The sequence below is a fragment of the Umezawaea endophytica genome (genome assembly GCF_025061645.1).
In the GTDB taxonomy this organism is placed as follows: Bacteria; Actinomycetota; Actinomycetes; order Mycobacteriales; family Pseudonocardiaceae; genus Umezawaea; species Umezawaea endophytica.
The window spans coordinates 66,879-86,721 of record NZ_JANYMP010000011.1 but is presented as its reverse complement, the minus strand read 5'-3'; the positions used below and the strand labels follow the sequence as shown (position 1 = coordinate 86,721).

General features: G+C 68.8%; 22 protein-coding genes. 16 read left to right on the top strand and 6 right to left on the bottom strand.

All coding sequences use genetic code 11. The features are described from left to right. Window positions 1-22: 22 nt before the first annotated feature. Window positions 23-1,237, top strand: coding sequence for a glucose-1-phosphate adenylyltransferase (gene glgC, locus NZH93_RS23095; RefSeq protein ID WP_259625262.1), 1,215 nt, complete (start codon window positions 23-25; stop codon window positions 1,235-1,237). Between the two features lie 3 nt (window positions 1,238-1,240). Here glgC and NZH93_RS23090 read toward each other — a convergent pair whose 3' ends face one another. After that, a complete protein-coding gene (locus tag NZH93_RS23090; protein ID WP_259625261.1) occupies window positions 1,241-1,876 on the bottom strand; it encodes an O-methyltransferase in 636 nt (211 codons plus the stop codon). A gap of 263 nt (window positions 1,877-2,139) precedes the next feature. On the opposite strand from NZH93_RS23090, the gene sigE reads away from it, so the two are divergent. The 4 genes from sigE to tatB all read left to right on the top strand — a co-directional run bounded on the left by sigE (window position 2,140) and on the right by tatB (window position 5,436). Continuing rightward, window positions 2,140-2,745: an RNA polymerase sigma factor SigE gene (sigE, locus tag NZH93_RS23085; protein WP_259625260.1), complete on the top strand. Its 606-nt coding sequence runs from the start codon at window positions 2,140-2,142 to the stop codon at window positions 2,743-2,745. Then, window positions 2,742-3,374, top strand: a complete 633-nt coding sequence (locus tag NZH93_RS23080) for an anti-sigma factor family protein (protein ID WP_259625259.1) — start codon at window positions 2,742-2,744, stop codon at window positions 3,372-3,374. The genes sigE and NZH93_RS23080 overlap by 4 nt, the downstream gene beginning before the upstream one ends. A gap of 82 nt (window positions 3,375-3,456) precedes the next feature. Beyond that, complete coding sequence (locus NZH93_RS23075; RefSeq protein ID WP_259625258.1) at window positions 3,457-4,998, top strand: S1C family serine protease; 1,542 nt, start codon at window positions 3,457-3,459, stop codon at window positions 4,996-4,998. 60 nt (window positions 4,999-5,058) lie between these two features. Beyond that, complete coding sequence (tatB, locus tag NZH93_RS23070; protein ID WP_259625257.1) at window positions 5,059-5,436, top strand: Sec-independent protein translocase protein TatB; 378 nt, start codon at window positions 5,059-5,061, stop codon at window positions 5,434-5,436. A gap of 207 nt (window positions 5,437-5,643) precedes the next feature. Here tatB and NZH93_RS23065 read toward each other — a convergent pair whose 3' ends face one another. After that, a complete protein-coding gene (locus NZH93_RS23065; protein WP_259625256.1) occupies window positions 5,644-6,789 on the bottom strand; it encodes an Mrp/NBP35 family ATP-binding protein in 1,146 nt (381 codons plus the stop codon). A gap of 171 nt (window positions 6,790-6,960) precedes the next feature. Between NZH93_RS23065 and NZH93_RS23060 the strand changes: the two genes are divergently transcribed. Then, on the top strand, window positions 6,961-7,422 hold the full coding sequence (locus tag NZH93_RS23060) for a MarR family winged helix-turn-helix transcriptional regulator (RefSeq protein ID WP_259625255.1): 462 nt from the start codon (window positions 6,961-6,963) through the stop codon (window positions 7,420-7,422). After that, a complete protein-coding gene (locus tag NZH93_RS23055; protein ID WP_259625254.1) occupies window positions 7,419-7,826 on the top strand; it encodes an NUDIX hydrolase in 408 nt (135 codons plus the stop codon). The genes NZH93_RS23060 and NZH93_RS23055 overlap by 4 nt, the downstream gene beginning before the upstream one ends. On the opposite strand, the gene NZH93_RS23050 is transcribed toward NZH93_RS23055, so the two are convergent. From NZH93_RS23050 to NZH93_RS23035, 4 genes are all read right to left on the bottom strand, one after another. Further along, window positions 7,821-8,354 carry a DUF1003 domain-containing protein gene (locus tag NZH93_RS23050; protein ID WP_259625253.1) on the bottom strand — a complete coding sequence of 178 codons (534 nt, stop codon included), beginning with the start codon at window positions 8,352-8,354 and terminating at the stop codon, window positions 7,821-7,823. The two genes, NZH93_RS23055 and NZH93_RS23050, sit on opposite strands and share 6 nt — an antisense overlap. Continuing rightward, window positions 8,347-9,600, bottom strand: a complete 1,254-nt coding sequence (locus tag NZH93_RS23045) for a magnesium transporter MgtE N-terminal domain-containing protein (protein ID WP_259625252.1) — start codon at window positions 9,598-9,600, stop codon at window positions 8,347-8,349. The genes NZH93_RS23050 and NZH93_RS23045 overlap by 8 nt, the downstream gene beginning before the upstream one ends. A 71-nt stretch (window positions 9,601-9,671) precedes the next feature. Beyond that, on the bottom strand, window positions 9,672-10,526 hold the full coding sequence (locus NZH93_RS23040) for an aminoglycoside phosphotransferase family protein (protein WP_259625251.1): 855 nt from the start codon (window positions 10,524-10,526) through the stop codon (window positions 9,672-9,674). Then, window positions 10,523-10,855: a hypothetical protein gene (locus NZH93_RS23035; RefSeq protein WP_259625250.1), complete on the bottom strand. Its 333-nt coding sequence runs from the start codon at window positions 10,853-10,855 to the stop codon at window positions 10,523-10,525. The genes NZH93_RS23040 and NZH93_RS23035 overlap by 4 nt, the downstream gene beginning before the upstream one ends. Before the next feature lie 115 nt (window positions 10,856-10,970). Between NZH93_RS23035 and NZH93_RS23030 the strand changes: the two genes are divergently transcribed. The 9 genes from NZH93_RS23030 (at window position 10,971) to NZH93_RS22990 (ending at window position 19,819) form a co-directional block, all read left to right on the top strand. Further along, complete coding sequence (locus NZH93_RS23030) at window positions 10,971-11,930, top strand: HpcH/HpaI aldolase/citrate lyase family protein (RefSeq protein WP_259625249.1); 960 nt, start codon at window positions 10,971-10,973, stop codon at window positions 11,928-11,930. 184 nt (window positions 11,931-12,114) lie between these two features. Next, on the top strand, window positions 12,115-12,288 hold the full coding sequence (locus NZH93_RS23025; RefSeq protein WP_259625248.1) for a hypothetical protein: 174 nt from the start codon (window positions 12,115-12,117) through the stop codon (window positions 12,286-12,288). Window positions 12,289-12,384: 96 nt separating this feature from the next. Further along, the gene (locus NZH93_RS23020; RefSeq protein WP_259625247.1) at window positions 12,385-13,581 is read left to right on the top strand and encodes an acyl-CoA dehydrogenase family protein; all 1,197 of its coding nucleotides are present in this window, start codon (window positions 12,385-12,387) and stop codon (window positions 13,579-13,581) included. Between the two features lie 96 nt (window positions 13,582-13,677). After that, complete coding sequence (locus NZH93_RS23015; RefSeq protein WP_259625246.1) at window positions 13,678-14,187, top strand: YflT domain-containing protein; 510 nt, start codon at window positions 13,678-13,680, stop codon at window positions 14,185-14,187. 226 nt (window positions 14,188-14,413) lie between these two features. Further along, on the top strand, window positions 14,414-15,691 hold the full coding sequence (locus NZH93_RS23010) for an ABC transporter substrate-binding protein (protein ID WP_259625245.1): 1,278 nt from the start codon (window positions 14,414-14,416) through the stop codon (window positions 15,689-15,691). Then, complete coding sequence (locus NZH93_RS23005) at window positions 15,688-16,638, top strand: carbohydrate ABC transporter permease (protein ID WP_372506755.1); 951 nt, start codon at window positions 15,688-15,690, stop codon at window positions 16,636-16,638. The genes NZH93_RS23010 and NZH93_RS23005 overlap by 4 nt, the downstream gene beginning before the upstream one ends. Then, complete coding sequence (locus tag NZH93_RS23000) at window positions 16,638-17,483, top strand: carbohydrate ABC transporter permease (protein WP_259625244.1); 846 nt, start codon at window positions 16,638-16,640, stop codon at window positions 17,481-17,483. Before NZH93_RS23005 ends, NZH93_RS23000 begins: the two co-directional genes overlap by 1 nt. Before the next feature lie 7 nt (window positions 17,484-17,490). Continuing rightward, a complete protein-coding gene (locus tag NZH93_RS22995; protein WP_259625243.1) occupies window positions 17,491-18,678 on the top strand; it encodes an ABC transporter ATP-binding protein in 1,188 nt (395 codons plus the stop codon). A gap of 250 nt (window positions 18,679-18,928) precedes the next feature. Beyond that, window positions 18,929-19,819: an SDR family NAD(P)-dependent oxidoreductase gene (locus NZH93_RS22990; RefSeq protein WP_259625242.1), complete on the top strand. Its 891-nt coding sequence runs from the start codon at window positions 18,929-18,931 to the stop codon at window positions 19,817-19,819. The last annotated feature ends 24 nt before the right edge of the window (window positions 19,820-19,843 follow it).

The window sequence follows — 19,843 nt, the reverse complement described above, 5'->3', positions numbered from 1 at the left end:
TCCGCACCGTTAGGGTCAGGGAGTGAAAGGGCAGCCGCACGTACTCGGAATTGTCCTGGCGGGTGGGGAAGGGAAGCGGCTCTGGCCGCTGACCGCCGACCGGGCCAAACCCGCGGTGCCGTTCGCGGGCAACTACCGCTTGGTCGACTTCGTGCTGTCCAACCTCGTCAACGCGGGCATGGTCAAGCTCTGCGTGTTGACGCAGTACAAGTCGCACTCGCTCGACAAGCACATCTCCACGACGTGGCGGCTCTCGAACGTGCTGGGCCAGTACGTGACGCCGGTGCCCGCGCAGCAGCGCCTCGGCCCGCGGTGGTACACGGGCTCGGCCGACGCGATCTTCCAGTCGTTGAACCTCGTCCAGGACGAGAAGCCGGACCACATCGCGGTCTTCGGCGCGGACAACGTGTACCGGATGGACCCCGGCCAGATGCTGGAGCAGCACGTCGACAGCGGCGCGGGCGTCACCGTGGCCGGGATGCGCGTGCCGCGGGCCGAGGCCAAGGCGTTCGGCTGCATCGACTCGGACTCCACGGGCCTGATCACCCAGTTCCTGGAGAAGCCGTCCGACCCGCCGCACGTGCCGGACGACCCCGAGGTCACGTTCGCCTCGATGGGCAACTACATCTTCACGACCGAGGCGCTGCTCGACGCGCTGCGGTCGGACGCGGCCAACCCGGACTCCGACCACGACATGGGCGGCGACATCATCCCCATGCTGGTCGACGCGGGGAAGGCGCACGTCTACGACTTCGCGGACAACGTCGTGCCCGGCGAGAGCGAGCGCGACCGCGGCTACTGGCGCGACGTGGGGACCATCGACGCCTACTACGAGGCGCACATGGACCTCGTGTCCGTCCGGCCGGTGTTCAACCTCTACAACCAGGCGTGGCCCATCCGCACCGCCACCCCGCCGCTGCCCCCGGCCAAGTTCATCGCGGGCGGGAGCGCCGAGGACTCCATGGTCGGGCCGGGCTCGATCATCTCCGGCACCATCCACGGGTCCGTGATCAGCTCGGACGTCGTCGTCGAGGTCGGGTCCGTCGTGCAGGGCAGCGTGCTGCTGCCCGGCGTGCGGATCGGCAAGGGCGCGGTCGTCCGGCGGGCGATCCTGGACAAGAATGTCGTGGTCCCGGACGGGGCGTTGATCGGCGTCGACCAGGCCATGGACCGCCAGCGGTACACGATCAGCGCCGGCGGCGTGACGGTGCTCGGGAAGAACGTCCGGGCTGAATAACCCCTACTGCTGCTTCTTGGCGGCGACCAGCAAGCCGTCGCTGAGGGGTAGGAGCACGGGGACGAGCCGGTCGTCCTCCCGGACCGACCGCGCCACCTCCCGCATGGCCGTCGTGTCCTGGTCCCGGTTCGCCGGGTCCACGACGCGGCCGTTCCACAGGACGTTGTCGAACGCGATCACGCCGCCGGGGCGGAGCAGGCGGACGCCCTCGTCCAGGTAGCGGGGGTACTCGGCCTTCGCGCCGTCGACGAACACCAGGTCGTAGGCGCCGTCGGTCAGCCGCGGCAGCACGTCCAGCGCGTGGCCCATGATCAGGCGCGTGCGGCTGACCTGGATCTTCGCCTCGGTGAACGCCTTGCGCGCGGCCCGCTGGTGCTCCGGGTCGACGTCGATGGACGTCAGGACGCCCGCCACGGGCATGCCGCCGAGCAGGTAGAGGCCGCTGACGCCCGCGCCCGTCCCGACCTCGACGACGGCCTTGGCCTGGAGCGCGGCGGCCAGGAACCGCAGGGCCGCGCCGCCGCCGCTGCCGATCGGCACGCAGCCCAGTTCGACACCCCTGCTCCGGGCGGCCGTCAGCACGTCGTCCTCGGGGAGGAAGTGCTCCACGTAGTCCCGAAGCGGCGAATCCGGTGTCACAAGCCAGGAGGTTAGCGCCGCAAGGGGTGAAATCGGGTGAACCCGCCGTGAAGTGGGCCCCCGTTGCGCGCCTTTCGGGTGTCACCGGGTACCCGGACGGGTAAACCGGGATTCTCAGCCTGCTCTCAGCCGACTCTCACGATGGTTATAAGCAAGACCGGCAGGCTTGCGGTCAGAGTTCAGAACACGGGAACACCGGGGACCGATCCCACGTTGACCTGTGCACAGGGCTAGCCAGCCCACTGGAGGTGCTTCACCGCCCGATGCGCACGCAGCCGACTTCGCCGGTGGCGTTGTCCCCCGCCGCCCCCACGCCGACCGTAGCCACCATCGAGTCGGCGGACTGGACGCCGCCCTCGTGGGACGAGGTCGTGCGTGAGCACGCCGACCGGGTGTACCGGCTGGCCTACCGGTTGACCGGTAACCAGCACGACGCCGAGGACCTCACCCAGGAGACGTTCATCCGGGTGTTCCGCTCGCTCGCCTCCTACAAGCCGGGCACCTTCGAGGGTTGGCTGCACCGCATCACCACCAACCTCTTCCTCGACATGGCCCGCCGCCGCTCGCGGCTGCGCATGGAGGGGCTGCCCGAGGACACGGACAGGCTCGCGGGCGACGACCCGAGCCCCGAGCAGGTCTACTCCGACACGCACCTCGACCCGGACCTCCAGGCCGCTCTCGACGAGCTGCCGCCGGAGTTCCGCGCCGCCGTGGTCCTCTGCGACGTCGAAGGGCTGTCGTACGAGGAGATCGGTGCGACCCTCGGGGTGAAGCTGGGTACCGTCAGGAGCCGGATCCACCGGGGCCGCCAGGCCCTGCGGGCCGCGCTCGAACGCCGTCGGGAACAGGTGCTGGAGGACTCTGCATGACCGACCTGCGAGGTTGGGGATTGTCGGAGCAACACCTGCTGCCCGACGTGGTGGTGGCCTTCGTCGACGGCGAGTTGTCGTCGACGGCGCACGGCCGGGCCACGGCGCACCTGGCGCGGTGTCCGCTCTGCTCGGCTGAAGCCGCCTACCAGCAGCAGGTCCGCCTCGCGGTCCGCGCCGCCGGGATGCCCAACTGCGCATCGGGATTCCTCGACCGGCTGCGGGCCATCCCGCAGGAGGTCGACCTGCCCAGCGCCCCGGACGGCCTCGCCGTGACGGAGGACGGGCAGCTCGTGACGGTGCTCCGCCCCGACCGCGTGCCCGCCGGTTTCGGTTCGGGCCCGGTGCTGGGCACGTCCCGTCCACTCGGCGCCGGTTCCTCGGTGCTCGGGCGCTTCGGTGCCCGTCGGGCCCGCAACAGCGCCGGTGCCGTGGTGTCCGGGCTGATGCTCGGCGCGCTGGTGCTGGTCACGCCGGTCGGCGAGCCGTCACCGCAGGCCAGGCCGACGCCCATCGGCGACCCGGCCGCGCCCGCCGTGGCCGTGCAGCCCGCGAGTGCCGTCGGGCCGCTCCAGCACGACGAGAACGACCGCCTTGACCTGCTCCGATCGGTCGCCAACGGGCGTTGAGGACCCGCGTACGCGGACTTCACCGGGTACCAGGCAGGCTTGCCCCCATTCTTGATGTTTCAGGCGAACCATTCGGGGAGCGATGAGCCAGCCAGAGCAGGGCAACGGTCAGCCGCCCGCGACCCCGGTGTCGGGAGTCGACGACGGGGAGCACCGCAGGCTTGCGCCGCGACCGCTGGACCGGCCGTCCGTCGATCCGTCGCTCACCGCCGTGTTCGGTCGGCCCCAGGGTGTCGACAGCGCTTTCGACGTGCAGCGGCCCGCCGCGGTCAACGGGCACGTGCCGATGGCCGCCCCGCCCCCGCCCGAGGCGTTGTCCACCGCGTTCGGCCGCCCGGTCGGCGGGGCTGATCTCCAGCTCCAGAGGCCTCCCGGCGCGGACCACGGCGTGGACCCGGACATCGATCCGGTGTTCTGGGACGGGAAGCCCGCGGGCGACCCGTGGCGCGACCCGAGTTCCGGCGCGGTCATCGGACCGCCCGCCGTCGGGGAGAAGTCGTCCGGTCCCGCCACCGCCAAGGCCGTCCACGGCCCGCAGTTGAGCGTTCCGGAGTTGTTGTTCGGCCGTCGGGTCAAGCCGATCGGCCTGGTCCTGCTGCTGGTGGCGGCGCTGCTGGTGGGCACGGCCGGTGGTCTGGTCGGGTGGTTCTTCGGCCGTGCCGGGAACCCGCTGACCGACGGCGGGGTGACGCTGGCGGAGGTGAAGCCCGCCAAGGAGCGTCCCGCCGGGTCGGTGTCGGACATCGCGAACCGGACGACGCCCGGTGTGGTGTCGATCGAGTTCAAGGGCGCGAACGTCGCCGGGGTCGGGTCCGGGGTGGTCATCGACGGTGACGGGTACGTGCTCACCAACGACCACGTGGTGGCTCCCGCGGTGCAGGACGCGTCGGCGAAGCTGACCGTGGTGTTCACCGACGGGAAGCGGGCCATCGCCCGGATCGTCGGGCGCGACTCGAAGACCGACCTGGCGGTGATCAAGGTCGAGGTGACGAACCCGACGGTGATCCAGTTCGGGAACTCCGACGACCTCGAGGTGGGGGACTCGGTCATCGCGATCGGGTCGCCGCTGTCGCTGTCGAACACCGTGACGCAGGGGATCGTGAGCGCGTTGAACCGGCCCGTCACGGCGGCTGGGGAGAACGGTGGGCCCCAGGTGACGTACGACGCGATCCAGACGGACGCGGCGATCAACCCCGGCAACTCGGGCGGGGCGCTGGTCGACTCGTCCGGGGCACTGGTGGGGATCAACTCGTCCATCCAGACGCAGACCGGCAACTCGGTGGGGCTCGGGTTCGCCATCTCCGGGAACTACGCGCGGAAGATCTCCGAAGCGCTGATCCGGACCGGCGAGGTCAAGCACGCCGACATGAACGTGAACGCGCGGTCCGCGTCGGCCGAGACGGCCGAGGGCGCGCAGGTGCAGAACGTGCCCGCAGGTGGGGCCGCCGCTGCCGCCGGGATCGTCGAGGGCGACGTGATCACGCGGGTCGGTGACCGGATGGTGCGGAACGCCGCCGAGCTGACGGTGGCCGTCCGGGAGCACGAGATCGGGGAGACGGTGCCCGTGGTGCTGGCCCGGCAGGGGCGTGAATTGACGTTGCAGGTCACGCTCAAGTCGGACTGAGCTGCGGCTAGTCTGGTTTCAGGGGTACCGGCTTCAGGGCTAAACGGTGGAGGCGCCGACGTGTTCGACAGCATCGGGTGGGTGGAAGTCCTCATCATCGTCGTCGCTGGGCTGTTCATCCTGGGGCCGGAGAGGTTGCCCGAGGCCGCGGGGTGGGTGGGGCGGACGATCCGGCAGGTGCGGGACTACGCGACCGGGGCTCGGGAGCAGTTGAAGCAGGAGATGGGGCCGGAGTTCGAGCAGTTGCGCAAGCCCTTGGAGGATTTGCGGGAATTGCGGAACTTTGATCCTAAGAAGGCTGTGACCAAGCATTTGTTTGATGATCCGGCGCCTGTGGAGAAGCCTAATGGGTATCCGGTTGCTTCTCCGGCTCCGGCGCCTGTGGAGAGGCCGTTGAGTCCTGGGGAGAGGGCTCCGTACGATCCGGATGCTACGTGAGGGTTGGGGTTTTCGGCGTGGTTGGGTAGGGCGCGGGTTTGCTGGTGGGGTGGCCGATTTGACTTGGGGCCCCTAGATTTGCCCCTTCGTCGGACAATAAAGGGCAGAGGTGAAGCTGCCGTCCGACGCAAGTTTAAGGGGCAAATCCCCCAAGTAAAATCGGCCACAGTTTGGTGGGGCGCGTTGCTTTTGGGGTGGGTTGCTTTTTTAACGGCCTGCGGGGGTGACGTTTAGTAGTCTGCCTGCTAGGCCGCGTGAGCGTACTGAGAGTTTTGTTGCTACGTCTGTTAGTACCTGTGCTGCTGTTGAGTCTGGGTGGGCCAGGACGATTGGGGTGCCCTCGTCGCCCTGTTCGCGTAGGCGGGGGTCTAGTGGGACCTGGCCCAGTAGTGGGACGTTTGCGCCTACTGCTTTTGTTAGTGAGTCTGCTACTGCTTGGCCGCCGCCTGTGCCGAAGACGTCCATTTTTGTGCCATCTGGCATTTCTAGCCAGGACATGTTCTCTACTACGCCTGCGATGCGTTGGCGGGTTTGCAGGGCGATTGAGCCTGCGCGTTCTGCTACTTCCGCTGCTGCTTGTTGTGGGGTGGTGACTACCAGGATTTCGCCGTTGGGTACTAGCTGTGCCACTGAGATGGCCACGTCGCCGGTGCCTGGGGGGAGGTCCAGTAGTAGTACGTCCAGGTCGCCCCAGAAGACGTCCGCGAGGAATTGCTGTAGTGCGCGGTGGAGCATCGGACCGCGCCAGACGACCGGGGCGTTGCCGGGGGTGAACATGCCGATCGAGATCAGCTTCACCCCGTGCGACTGGGGCGGCATGATCATTTTCTCTACCTGGGTGGGCTTGGCGTCCGTTCCCAGCATTCTGGGGATCGAGTGGCCGTAGATGTCGGCGTCCACCACGCCTACCGAGAGACCTCGGGCTGCCATTGCGACCGCCAGGTTGACGGTGACGCTGGACTTGCCCACGCCGCCCTTGCCGGAGGCCACGCAGTAGACCCTGGTGAGGGAGCCCGGCTGGGCGAAGGGGATGACCGGTTCCTCGGTGCCGCCGCGCAGGTTCTTCCTGAGGTCGGTGCGTTGCTGGTCGCTCATGACGTCGAGGTCGACCGCTACCTTCGTCACGCCTGGTAGGGCGGTCACGGCCGCGGTGACGTCCTTGGTGATCTTGTCGCGCATGGGGCAGCCCGCGACGGTCAGGTAGATGCCCACGGCCACCTCGCCATCCGGTGACACGGTGACGTCCTTCACCATTCCGAGCTCGGTGATGGGGCGCCTGATCTCCGGGTCCTGGACACCGGCCAGCGCTTTCTGGACGTCGTCGATCGTGGGGATGGTGTGCGTGGTGGTCACGGGATCGAGCACCGACCTTCGTGGACTGGTGTGGTCTTGCGGGGAAACATCCGTGGACGTCTGGACAGCCATGCTACGGCGGCCGCCGACACCTCCAAGCTACCGGTCGGTCACCTACCAGCGCGGGGGCAGCGGTGAGGTGGTCCAGTGCTTTCCGTAACATCCGGCTCCGTGCCGGAATCGGGTAGTGCCCGGTTGCCCAACCGCGTCGAGCTCGTGGTGTGGCAATCGTTCCTCCGCGCTCATGCCCGCATCACTCGGACCCTCGAGGCCGAGCTGATCGCTGAGCAGCGCTTATCGCTCGCCGCCTACGACGTGCTGGTCCAACTCGCCGAAGCGCCGCTCCACCGGCTGCGCATGACCGAGTTGGCCGACGCCGTCCTGCTGTCGCGTTCGGGGGTGACACGGCTCGTGGACCGGTTGGAGCGGGCTGGTCTGGTCGAGCGGGAGCGGGCCGACGGGGACGGGCGGGGGATCGTCGCCGTCCTGACGCCCGCGGGGGTCGAGCGGCTCCGGGTGGCGTCCGGTACGCACCTGGCGGGGGTGTCGCGGCACTTCGCCGAGGGGTTCGGGGCCGCTGAGCTGGAGGCGTTCGGCGTCACGTGCCAGCGGCTGTCGGACGAGAACGCGTGAGCGCGCCGGTCATCTCCGTGGTGGGGCTCGTGCACGTGCGGGACGGGCGGCTGCTGGTGGTGCGGTCGCGGGGCAAGGGCGCGTTCTACCTGCCCGGCGGCAAGCTCGAACCGGGGGAGACGCCCGAGCAGGCGCTGCACCGGGAAGTGCTGGAGGAACTGGGTGTGGGGCTGGTCGACGTGGCCTCGCACAAGAGGTACCTGGAGCCCGCGTACGGAGAGGGGCCGGACACGCTGGTGGACATGGCGTGCTTCACGGGTGGCCTGGACGGGCCGCCGGTGCCCAGCGGGGAGATCGCCGAGCTGCGGCACGTCACGACGGCCGAGTACGCGGGCCACCCCGAGACGGCGCCCGCGATCGTGCGGCTGCTGGCCGATCTCGCGGCCGCCGACCTGGTGCTATGACGGGACGTCGTCCCAGCGCGGGTCGTCCCTGATCAGGTCCGGCGCCGGGTTCTTGCGGCGCTGCTTGCCGCTCTCGCGGAAGACCCGGTCCAGTTCGCCGCGCAGGAAGTCGCGGGTGGCGACCTCGCCGAGCGCCAACCGGACCGCGGCCAGCTCTCGCGCCAGGAACTCGGTGTCCGCCTTCGTCTGCGCGGACCTCGCCCGGTCCTCCTCCAGCGAGACGCGGTCGCGGTCGTCCTGGCGGTTCTGCGCCAGCAGGATCAGCGGGGCGGCGTAGGCGGCCTGCGTGGAGAACGCCAGGTTGAGCAGGATGAACGGGTACGGGTCCCAGCGCAGCGACACCGCGAACAGGTTCAGCGCGATCCACGCGATCACCAGGACCGACTGCCAGAACAGGAACTTGCCCGTCCCGAGGAAGCGCGCGAGGCGTTCGGAGACGCGGCCGAACGCCTCCGGGTCGATGGCGAACCGGAACCTGCCCGCCCGCTTGGGCTGGTCGAGTCGGCGGCCCGGTGGCAGTTCAGGCATGGGAGAGCCCCGTTTCGCGCCAGTTGTTCGGCAGCAGGTGGTCGAGCACGTCGTCGACGGTGACGGCGCCCAGCAGGTGGTCGGCGTCGTCCACGACGGGCGCGCAGACCAGGTTGTACGCGGCGAAGTAGCGGGTGACCTCGCCCAGCGACGCGGTCGGCGACAGCCGGGCCAGATCGGTGTCGAGCACCCCCGCGACCAGGTCGAACGGCGGTTCGCGCAGCAGCCGCTGGATGTGCACGCAGCCGAGGTAGCGGCCGGTCGGGGTCGCGGTGGGCGCGCGGCAGACGAACACCATGCTCGCCAGCGCGGGCGTCAGGTCGGGGTTGCGGACGCGGGCCAGCGCCTCGGCGACCGTCGCGTCCGGGGCGAGCACCACCGGTTCCGGCGTCATCAGACCGCCCGCGGTGTCGAAGTTGTACTCCAGCAACCGCTTCACCGGCTCGGACTCCTCCGGCTCCATCAGCCCGAGCAGCCGGTCCTTGTCGAACTCGGACAGCTCGGCCAGCAGGTCGGCCGCGTCGTCCGGGTCCATCGCCTCCAGGATGTCGGCGGCGCGCTCGTCGTCCAGGTACGCGAGGAGGTCCTTCTGGTCCTCCTCGGGCAGTTCCTCGATGACGTCGGCGAGCCGCTCGTCGTCCATCGCGTCCGCGACCTCGTACCGGCGCTTGACGGGCAGGTCGTGCATCGTCGTCGCCACGTCGGCCGCCCGCATGGTCTCGAAGACCGCCAGGAGCTGCTGCGCGCCCTGCGGCTGCCCGGCCAGTTCGGACACGCTGACGCCGCTGATCTCCTCCCACCGCAGGACCTGGAGTGGACCGCGGCGCGCCAGCCGCCCGGTGCGCTCCCGCACGGCGACCTTGACGACCCGCCAGTCCCTGGTGCGCGTCGGCTCCATCGCGGCGTCGACGAGGACGGCCGGGCTGCCCGAGTCGAGCGCGACCCGCGCGTCCAGGAGCTGCCCGACGACCAGCACCTCGTTGGCGCGCTGGTGGAACCGGCGCAGGTTCACCGACCCGGTCGCGAGCGTCACGGCGTTCGGCTCGATCGAGTTGACCCGCAGCATGGGGACGAAGATCCGCTGGCGGGTCGCCAGTTCGACGACCATGCCCAGCACTCGGGGAGGCTGCCGGTCGATGCGCAGTCCGATGACGATGTCGCGGGCCTTGCCGATGGACTCGCCGTCGGGTCCGAAGACCGGCAGACCGGCGAGTTGAGCGGCGAAAACCCTGTTCACGGCAACCACGTCGTCAGGCTAGTCGCAGAGCGGAGGCGGCGCGGATGAACATCGGGGCGACCATCCACAGTGGCCGGTGGCTAGCCGAGCCGTTCCGCCAGCGCCTCGGCCACGTCGGCGAAGTCCGTGTCGCCGACCCGCAGCGCCCACAGCTCGCCCTCGACCGCCCGCACGACGCCCCAGGCCCTGGCCCGGTCGAAGTCCAGCTCGCCGATGTCGGCCAGCGCCCGGAGCCGGTCCCGCGTCCCGCGACGGCCGTCCATCTCGGTGAACCTGTTCCACAGCAACGGGAGCGCGCAGAACTCGGGGTCGCCCGCGAGCGGCTTCGGGTCGATCATCAGCCACGGCGCCCGGTCGCCACCGAGGACGTTGCCGTAGTGCAGGTCGCCGTTGACCAGCGTGCGCCCCGCGTCGGCCGTCAGCTCCGCGACCAGCGAGACGGCCTGGTCCAGCAGCGGTTTCGGGACGGGGTGGCCGTGCGCGGCGTTGTCGGCCGCGAAGTCGCGGAAGCCGACCTGGTCGACCTCCGGCGGGGCCGGGACGCGCAGGTCGCGCAGCAGTTCCCCGGTGACCTGGACGGCGACCTCGATGGGCGCGGTCATCAGCGTGCGGGTGTGGTCGAGGCGTTCCAGCAGCAGGGCGCCGTGCTCGTCGTCGTGGTCCAGCAGGCGGACCACGCCCCGGCCGTCCCAGAGCTTCAGCGCCAGGGCCTCGTGCTCGGTCTCGGTGTCCTGCCAGGTCAGCTTCAACGCCGCGGGCGTGCCGTCGGCCCGGCGCACCGGGAGCACGACCGCCACGTAGCCGTTGAGGAGGTCGCCGTCCGGGGTGAGGCGCCAGCGGGCGCAGAACTCCGCGGCCAACTTCGGGAGGCTGTCGACCCACTCGGGCGCGTCCTTGCCCAGGCCCTCGCCGAAGCCCTTCGGCACGGTGATCACGGCAGGTCCAGCCGGTAGACCTCGGTCCACGCCGCCGGTCCGTTGAGCCGGGCCGCCCGCAGCGCCGCCGCCGTGTCCTCGTCCGGTTCCACGAGGTGCGCGGTGGCCGGGGTCTCCAGCAGGAACGAGTGCGTCGTGGGGGAGCGCACGGTGATCGTGACGGCCTGGTCGTCGGTCAGGCCGGGCACCTCCTGGTCACCGCCGACGGCCACCCACACCGAGCCGTCGCGCCACAGCGCCCACACGAGCCTGCCCCGTCGACCGGGCACCGCGACCCACAGCGCGGCGGCCTTGCGCAGGGCCGCGTCCATCACCTGTGCCGTCTCCACCGATCAAGCGTCCCACGGACCTGTGAATCGTGACTCAGTGGTGAGCGGCGGCGGTTCGACCGTGCCACGGTGGTCGCCAACAGTTTGTTACCGGCTGGTACGAGGAGGTACCCCAGTGGTCGACCAGCAGCGTCCCCGTCGTTCGTGCCTCGCGGTTCCGGGGTCGAGCCAGAAGATGATCGACAAGGCCAGGACGTTGCCCGCGGACCAGGTCTTCCTCGACCTGGAGGACGCCTGCGCGCCGCTGGCCAAGCCGGACGCCCGCAAGACGATCGTGGCCTCCCTCAACGAGGGCGGGTGGGGCGACAAGGCCCGTGTCGTGCGGGTCAACGACTGGACCACGGAGTGGACCTACCGGGACGTGACCGAGGTCGTCGAGGGCGCGGGCGCCAACCTCGACTGCCTCATGCTGCCGAAGGTCCAGACGGCGGAGCAGGTGCACGCCCTCGACCTGCTGCTGACGCAGATCGAGAAGACCATGGGCTACGAGGTCGGGAAGATCGGCATCGAGGCGCAGATCGAGAACGCCCAGGGCCTGGTCAACGTCAACGCCATCGCCACCGCCTCCCCGCGCGTCGAGACGATCATCTTCGGGCCCGCCGACTTCATGGCGAGCATCAACATGAAGTCGCTCGTGGTGGGGGAGCAGCCGCCCGGCTACGACGTCGGCGACGCCTACCACTACATCCTCATGCAGATCCTGATGGCCGCCCGCGCCAACGACCTCCAGGCGATCGACGGCCCGTACCTCCAGATCCGCGACGTCGACGGGTTCAAGAGGGTGGCGGGCCGGTCGGCCGCGCTGGGCTTCGACGGCAAGTGGGTGCTGCACCCCGGCCAGATCGACGCGGCGAACGAGACGTACAGCCCGCTCCAGGAGGACTACGAGCACGCGGAGAACATCCTCGACGCGTACGAGTACTTCACCTCGGAGGCGGGCGGCAGGCGCGGCGCGGTGATGCTCGGCGACGAGATGATCGACGAGGCCTCCCGCAAGATGGCGCTGGTGATCTCCTCCAAGGGCCGCGCCGCGGGCATGAAGCGCGAGTCCCCGTGGACGCCGCCGGAGGCGTGAGGACTCCCCGTTCCGGGCTTGCGATCCGAGCCCGGAACGGGTGTTAGCCGTTGTGGCGCAGGTCATCCCGGCGACTACGCGCGAGCACCGACCCGTCACGGGTTGCGTGTGGCACCGGTGAGTAGGCGCACAAAACGGCCCGTGGATTGGCGATCTCGGGGGGCGGGCTGGGCATGCTGCCGGTATGTCACGAGCACGTCACAACGAAGCCCGGCGGGGTCTGCGCCTGTTCCGCAAGCGCAAGGACGACCTGCTGGAGCGCAGCATCCGAACCTGTCCCGGCTGCGACGCCGACGTCCACGTCTTCGCCGACGTCTGCCGCCACTGCGGCGGCGAGTTGGAGATCTTCGCCGCCTGACCGATTCAGGGGGTGTGGTGGACCACCTTCGCGGCGCGAACGGGCGTTAACCGGGCCATACTCACCGGTAACCCAAGGCTACGAAGGGAAAGTGCGATGGCGCGCCTGGCCCAGACCGCTGGACTCACGGACATCCAGGACGAGATCCTGTCGACGGTCCGCACCTTCGTGGACAAGGAGATCATCCCCCACGCCCAGGCCCTGGAGCACGGCGACACCTACCCGGCGGACATCGTCGAGGGCATGAAGGAGATGGGCCTGTTCGGGCTCACGATCCCCGAGGAGTTCGGCGGGCTCGGCGAGTCGCTGCTCACCTACGCGCTCGTCGTCGAGCAGATCGCCCGCGGCTGGATGAGCGTGTCCGGGGTGATCAACACGCACTTCATCGTGGCGCACATGCTGAAGCAGCACGGCACGGACGAGCAGAAGCGGAAGTACCTGCCGCGCATGGCGACGGGTGAGGTGCGCGGGTCGTTCTCCATGTCCGAGCCCGAACTCGGGTCCGACGTCGCCGCGATCCGCACCCGCGCCACCCGCGACGGCGACGACTACGTGATCAACGGCCAGAAGATGTGGCTGACCAACGGCGGCAGCTCGAACCTGACGGCCGTCCTGGTGAAGACGGACGAGGGCGCGGACAAGGCGCACAAGAACCTGACCGCGTTCCTGGTCGAGAAGCCGGAGGGCTTCGGCGAGGTGTCGAAGGGGCTGACGATCCCCGGCAAGATCGACAAGATGGGCTACAAGGGCGTCGACACCACCGAGATGGTGTTCGACGGCTACCGGATCAGCCCGGAGCAGGTGCTCGGCGGGCAGACCGGTCAGGGCTTCGCCCAGATGATGGACGGCGTCGAGGTCGGCCGGGTCAACGTGGCCGCGCGCGCGTGCGGGATCGCGATCCGGTCGTTCGAACTGGCGATCGAGTACGCGCAGCAGCGCAAGACCTTCGGCAAGCCGATCATCGAGCACCAGGCCATCGCCTTCAAGCTCGCCGAGATGGCCACGAAGGTGGAGGCCGCCCACCTGATGATGGTGAACGCGGCCCGGCTGAAGGACTCCGGCGCGCGCAACGACGTGGAAGCGGGCATGGCGAAGCTGATCGCCTCCGAGTTCTGCGCCGAGGTGACGCAGGAGGCGTTCCGCATCCACGGCGGCTACGGGTATTCGAAGGAGTACGAGATCGAGCGGCTGATGCGCGAGGCGCCGTTCCTGCTGATCGGCGAGGGCACGAGCGAGATCCAGAAGACGATCATCAGCCGCGGGCTGCTCCGGGACTACCGCTCGCGCGGCTGACCGGTCACGATCTCGTCTTGTTCGGCGAACCCGCTTCGCACTGTTTGCCCGGTGTTGGCAGGATGGGGTGATCAGCACCGCGAAGAGGTGGTCACCTTGACGAGTCAGTTCTCCGGTCAGAACCGACCTGGGGTCCCGCCCCGGTTGCCCACGCCGCCAACCGGCTGGCCGATCGGGTCCTACGCCACCTACGAGGAGGCCCAGCGCGCGGTCGACTTCCTGGCCGACGGTGATTTCACCGTGCAGGACGTCACGATCGTGGGAGTCGACCTCATGCTGGTCGAACGGGTGACGGGCAGGCTCTCGTGGGGGCGCGTGCTCGGCACGGGCGCCGCTTCCGGCGCGTGGTTCGGCCTGTTCGTCGGCGTCCTGCTGAGCCTGTTCAACAGCAGCCCCGGCGCCAGCGCGGGCCCGATCCTGGTGGGACTCACCATCGGTGTGGTCTTCGGGCTCGTGTTCGCCGCCGTCGGCTACGGCTCGACGCGCGGCAAGCGCGACTTCCAGTCGGCGAGCCAGTTGGTCGCAGGCCGTTACGACGTCCTGTGCCAGCCGCGCTCGGCCGAACAGGGGCGCGACCTGCTGGCCAAGTTGGCGATGCGCCCGTAGGGCCGAAAGACTCGAAAGTTCGGGGGTTTAGCGGCACTCTTGATCGGGTAGCTTCGGCCCGCGACTCAATCGTTGCCCGCACTGGTTGCGGCACGTGATCACCAGGCCTACGTTTCTTCCACCGGTCCACGGGCTGCGACAGCAGTCCGGGGTCGGACAGGCACGACGGGGTGCCGGACTCAGCTCGTCTGGCTCCTCCGTGGTTTGTCGGAAGGAGGCAAGGCCGATGAGGGACGTCGACCGGTCAGGTCGTAGCCGAAAACCACGCCATCGGATCGCCGCGGCTCTGGGGGCCGCGATCGTCGCGGCTCCGGTGCTCGTGGCGTGCGGGTCCAGCGATGGCGCGATCACGATCAACGTGTACAAGTACCCGCAGGAGAGCTTCCAGAAGATCGTCGACCAGTGCAACTCCAAGGCCGGCGGTCGCTACGACATCGTCTACCACAAGCTCCCGCGCGAGGCCGACGGCCAGCGCGAGCAGATGGTCCGGCGGCTGGCCGCCGAGGACACCAGCATGGATGTGCTGGCGCTCGACGTCACGTGGACCGCTGAGCTGGCCAAGGCGGGCTGGATCAAGGAGTTCACCGGCTCGGCGAAGTCCGAGGTGGAGGACGGGACGCTCCAGACCCCATTGGACACCGCGAGCTACGAGGGCAAGCTGTACGGTGCGCCGGACAACACGAACGTCCAGCTCCTCTGGTACCGGGGCGACCTGGTGCCCACCCCGCCGAAGACCTGGGACGAGATGATCCAGATGGCGGAGACCCTGAAGAAGGACGGCAAACCGGGGCTGATCGAGGGCCAGGGCAAGCAGTACGAGGGCCTCGTCGTCCTCTACAACACCCTCGTCAACTCCGCGGGCGGCAAGATCCTCGACGAGAACGGCACCAAGGCCATCGTCGACGACGGCGCCGTGAAGGCGTTGGAGACGCTGAAGAAGTTCGCCACGTCCGATGTGGTCGACCCGTCCTTCTCCAACGCGGCCGAGGACGACGCGCGGCTCGCGATGGAGGCGGGCAAGGCCGCCTTCATGCTGAACTGGCCGTACGTCTACGCCGCGGGCGCGAAGAACGCCGACTACATCAAGAACCTGAAGTGGGCGCCGTACCCGTCGGTCGGCAGCGGTGGCTCCAAGGTCACCGTCGGCGGCATCAACTACGCGGTGAGCAGCTTCACGGAGCACTCGGACGAGTCGTTCGACGCCGTGATGTGCTTGCGCAGCGCGGAGAGCCAGAAGTACGCGGCCATCAACGACGGTGTCCCGCCGACCATCGAGTCCGTCTACGACGACCCCGAGATGGCGAAGCCGTACCCGATGAAGGACGCGATCCTGGAGACGTTGAAGACCGCGAGCGTGCGCCCGCGGACCCCCGCGTACCAGAACGTCTCCACGGTCATCTCGACCATCCTCTCGCCGCCCGCGAGCATCGATCCGCAGGCGACGGCCGACCGCCTGCGCTCGGAACTGCAAGACGCGCTCGACTCCAAGGGGGTGCTGCCGTGAGCCAGACGACGACCGAGAAGTCCGGCGCGGCGGTGAAAGCCGTTGAGCCCAAGAAGAAGGTCGTGCTGAGCGAGGGCAAGAGAGCGGAGCGGAAGCTCGGCTGGCTGCTCTGCGCGCCCGCCGCGTTCATCATGCTCGCGGTCACCGCGTGGCCGATCATCTACTCCGTCTACCTGTCGCTCCAGCGCTACGACCTGAAGTTCCCCGACCGGCAGGAGTTCGTCGGGCTGGACAACTACGTCACCGTCCTCTCCAGCCCGTACTGGTGGAACGCGGTGTGGGTGACGGTCGTGATGACGGTCGTGTCCGTCGTCATCGAACTGGTGCTGGGCATGGCGCTGGCGCTGATCATGCACCGCACGCTGGTCGGCCGCGGCATCGTCCGCACGTCGACGTTGATCCCGTACGGCATCGTCACGGTCGTGGCCGCCTTCTCGTGGCGGTACGCCTGGACGCCCGGCACCGGCTACCTGGCCGAGCTGATGGGCGGCGACCCCGTGCTGACGGAGAAGATCCCGGCGCTGGCCGTGGTCATCCTGGCCGAGGTGTGGAAGACGACGCCGTTCATGGCGCTGCTGCTGATGGCGGGTCTGGCGCTCGTGCCGGACGACCTGCTCAAGGCCGCGGCCCTCGACGGCGCCAGCGGGTGGCAGCGGTTCACCAAGGTGATCCTGCCGCTGATGAAGCCCGCGATCCTCGTCGCGCTGCTGTTCCGCACGCTCGACGCGTTCCGCATCTTCGACAACCTGTTCGTGCTCACCGGCGGGTCACAGGGGACGTCGTCGGTGTCGATGTTGACGTACAACAACCTCATCAAGGGGCTGAACCTCGGCATCGGCTCGACGATGTCGGTGCTCATCTTCATCGCCGTCGCGATCATCGCGTTCATCTTCATCAAGCTGTTCGGCACGGCTGCCCCTGGTAGCGACGACGGGGGGAAGCGCTGATGGCGGGCATCGGTGGAGCCGAGACGACGGCCAAGAAGACCCGGTGGGGCATCCTCAACGCGGTCGTGGTGATCTACGCGCTGTTCCCGGTGCTGTGGATCGTGTCCCTCTCGTTCAAGTCCAAGGAAACGCTGGCGGACGGCAACTTCATCCCGCGGGACTGGACGTTCGACAACTACTCGAACATCTTCGCCACCACGGAGTTCGTGCGGGCGCTGGCGAACTCGATCGGCATCGCGCTGATCGCGACCGCCGTCGCCGTCGTGTTCGGCACGATGGCGGCGTACGCCATCGCCAGGCTCGACTTCCCCGGCAAGTCGCTGCTCGTCGGGGTTTCCCTGCTGATCGCGATGTTCCCGCAGGTGTCGCTGGTGTCCCCGCTGTTCGAGATCGAGCGCTCGCTCGGCCTCTTCGACACGTGGCCCGGCCTGATCCTGCCGTACATCACGTTCGCGCTGCCGCTGGCGATCTACACGCTGTCGGCGTTCTTCCGGGAAATCCCGTGGGAGCTGGAGAAGGCCGCCAAGATGGACGGCGCCACGCCCGGTCAGGCCTTCCGCAGGGTCATCGCCCCGCTGGCCGCGCCCGGTGTGTTCACCACCGCCATCCTGGTGTTCATCTTCTGCTGGAACGACTTCCTGTTCGCGATCTCGCTGACCTCGACGGAGAAGTCGAGGACCGTGCCGGTCGCGCTGTCGTTCTTCACCGGCAGCTCGCAGTTCGAGGACCCGACCGGGTCGATCGCCGCGGCCGCCGTGGTGATCACGATCCCGATCATCCTGTTCGTTCTGTTCTTCCAGCGCCGAATCGTCGCGGGGCTGACCTCCGGCGCCGTCAAGGGGTGAGTTGCACATGGCCGAAATCGTTCTGGACAAGGTGACCAAGAAGTACCCGGACGGCGCCCTGGCCGTCCAGGAAGTGGACATCGAGATCGCCGACGGCGAGTTCATCATCCTCGTCGGCCCGTCCGGCTGCGGGAAGTCCACCACCCTCAACATGATCGCCGGGTTGGAGGACATCACCACCGGCGAGCTGCGCATCGGCGGCGAGCGCGTCAACGAGCGCGCGCCGAAGGACCGGGACATCGCGATGGTGTTCCAGTCCTACGCCCTGTACCCGCACATGACCGTGCGGGAGAACATGGCGTTCCCGCTGCGACTGGCCAAGGTGGACAACGCGACCGTCGAGAAGAAGGTCAACGACGCCGCGGACATCCTCGACCTCGGGCAGCACCTCGACCGCAAGCCGTCCAACCTCTCCGGTGGTCAGCGGCAGCGCGTCGCGATGGGCCGGGCGATCGTCCGCAGCCCCAAGGCGTTCCTCATGGACGAGCCGCTGTCCAACCTGGACGCGAAGCTGCGCGTCCAGATGCGGACCTCGGTGTCGCGGCTCCAGAAGCAGCTCGGCACGACCATGGTCTACGTGACGCACGACCAGACCGAGGCCATGACCCTCGGCGACCGCGTGGTGGTCATGCGGGGCGGCGCGGTGCAGCAGATCGGCGCCCCGCAGTACCTGTACGACCACCCGGCCAACCTGTTCGTCGCCGGGTTCATCGGTTCGCCGTCAATGAACTTCGTGCCGGCCGGGTTGGAGGACGGTGTGCTGCGCTCCCCGCTGGGCGACGTGCCGCTCACCGACCGCATCCGCCGCATGGTCGAGGCGGCCGACGCGCCCCGCGAGGTGATCGTGGGCATCCGCCCCGAGCACTTCGAGGACTCCAAGCTCGTCGAGGAGCACCAGCGCGGCGGCGGGCACACGTTCACCAGCAACGTCGACGTGCTGGAGTCCATGGGCTCGGACAAGTTCGCCTACTTCACCCTTTCGGGCGAGCAGGCGACGTCGGCCGAGCTGGCCGAACTGGCCGCCGACTCGGGCACGGCCGAAGCGGGCAGCGGGGGCGGCGTCCCGATCGTCACCCGCATCTCCGCCGCTTCCGGTGCCAGGGAGGGCGAGCAGGCCGAGATCTGGTTCAACGCGGACAAGGTGCAGCTCTTCGACCCGGCCACCGGGCGGAACCTCACCTACTCCGAGGAATAGTTGCAATAACAAGGAAAGCGGGTCACTCTTGAGTGGCCCGCTTTCTCTTTGGTGAACTCGACGTCACGGTCGGTTACTGACTAGCCAAGTCCACTAGTCCGGACGAAGTCCGTGCGGCCATTCAGCGCAGCTCGACGACTTCTCGCCGAAACCTCAACTGGGCGCCTTCGGAACCGGCCCACGCTGGTCGAAGGCGGAAACATCCCGGCTGGGTTTTCGTCGGGGAACCGGCATGAGAGTTGGGCGCGCAATGGGGATTCTTGACGGAAAAGTAGTGGTCATCACGGGTGCCGGTCGAGGTCTGGGTGAGGCCTACGCGATGCACGCGGCACTGGCGGGCGCCTCCGTGGTGGTGAACGACAGCGACGGTGACCTGGCCGAACAGGTTGCCACCCACATCAGGGGCTATGGCGGCACGGCGGTCGCCAGCACGCACACCGTCGCCGACCCGAGCGAGGCCGAGAAGATCGTCGGCTTGGCCGTTTCCGAATTCGGCAGGCTCGACGGCCTGGTGAACAACGCGGGGCTGAACTACGAGACGCTGCCGTGGGACGACGACCCCGACACGATCCGGCAGGTCGTCGAGGTGAACCTCCTCGGCGTCATCTACACGGGTATGGCCGCAATGCGCGCCATGCGCGAACACGGTGGCGGCGGGTCGATCGTGAACATCTCCTCCGGCGCATTCCTCGGCCAGCGGAAACTCGCCACCTATTCCGCGACCAAGGGCGCGGTGGCGTCCCTCAGCTCCTCGTGGGCCCTGGACCTGGAGGGCGAGGGCATCCGCGTCAACGCGGTCTGCCCCGTCGCCCACACGAGGATGGTCTGGAAGTCCGAGCGGTCCCTGCGGGCCATCCCCGCCGACCGCACCCCCGGCAAGGTCGCCCCGCTGGTGATGTTCCTGCTGTCCGGGGCGTCGGTCGGCATCACCGGCCAGATCATCCGCTGCAACGGCCGCCAGTTGCACCTGGTCGGCCACCCGTACTTCAAGCAGCCGATCCTGGAGAGCGACACCTGGGACACCGCGAGCGTCGAGCGCGCGTTCACCGGCGTCCTCCAGGCCCACCTGGAGCCGTTCGGCCTGGAGAAGCGGATGCCGCCGAGGCTGCGCGAGATCGTGGAGCCGTCGCAGACGGCGTGAGCCGAACGGTGGTGCGCCGGACCG

What these genes read in the sequence shown, in the direction of transcription:
- sigE (WP_259625260.1), top strand. Translation starts at nt 2,140, where the DNA reads ATGCGCACGCAGCCGACTTCGCCGGTGGCGTTGTCCCCCGCCGCCCCC.
- NZH93_RS23080 (WP_259625259.1), top strand. Translation starts at nt 2,742, where the DNA reads ATGACCGACCTGCGAGGTTGGGGATTGTCGGAGCAACACCTGCTGCCC.
- NZH93_RS23075 (WP_259625258.1), top strand. Translation starts at nt 3,457, where the DNA reads ATGAGCCAGCCAGAGCAGGGCAACGGTCAGCCGCCCGCGACCCCGGTG.
- NZH93_RS23050 (WP_259625253.1), bottom strand. Translation starts at nt 8,354, where the DNA reads ATGCCTGAACTGCCACCGGGCCGCCGACTCGACCAGCCCAAGCGGGCG.
- NZH93_RS23025 (WP_259625248.1), top strand. Translation starts at nt 12,115, where the DNA reads ATGTCACGAGCACGTCACAACGAAGCCCGGCGGGGTCTGCGCCTGTTC.
- NZH93_RS23020 (WP_259625247.1), top strand. Translation starts at nt 12,385, where the DNA reads ATGGCGCGCCTGGCCCAGACCGCTGGACTCACGGACATCCAGGACGAG.
- NZH93_RS23010 (WP_259625245.1), top strand. Translation starts at nt 14,414, where the DNA reads ATGAGGGACGTCGACCGGTCAGGTCGTAGCCGAAAACCACGCCATCGG.
- NZH93_RS23000 (WP_259625244.1), top strand. Translation starts at nt 16,638, where the DNA reads ATGGCGGGCATCGGTGGAGCCGAGACGACGGCCAAGAAGACCCGGTGG.
- NZH93_RS22995 (WP_259625243.1), top strand. Translation starts at nt 17,491, where the DNA reads ATGGCCGAAATCGTTCTGGACAAGGTGACCAAGAAGTACCCGGACGGC.
- NZH93_RS22990 (WP_259625242.1), top strand. Translation starts at nt 18,929, where the DNA reads ATGGGGATTCTTGACGGAAAAGTAGTGGTCATCACGGGTGCCGGTCGA.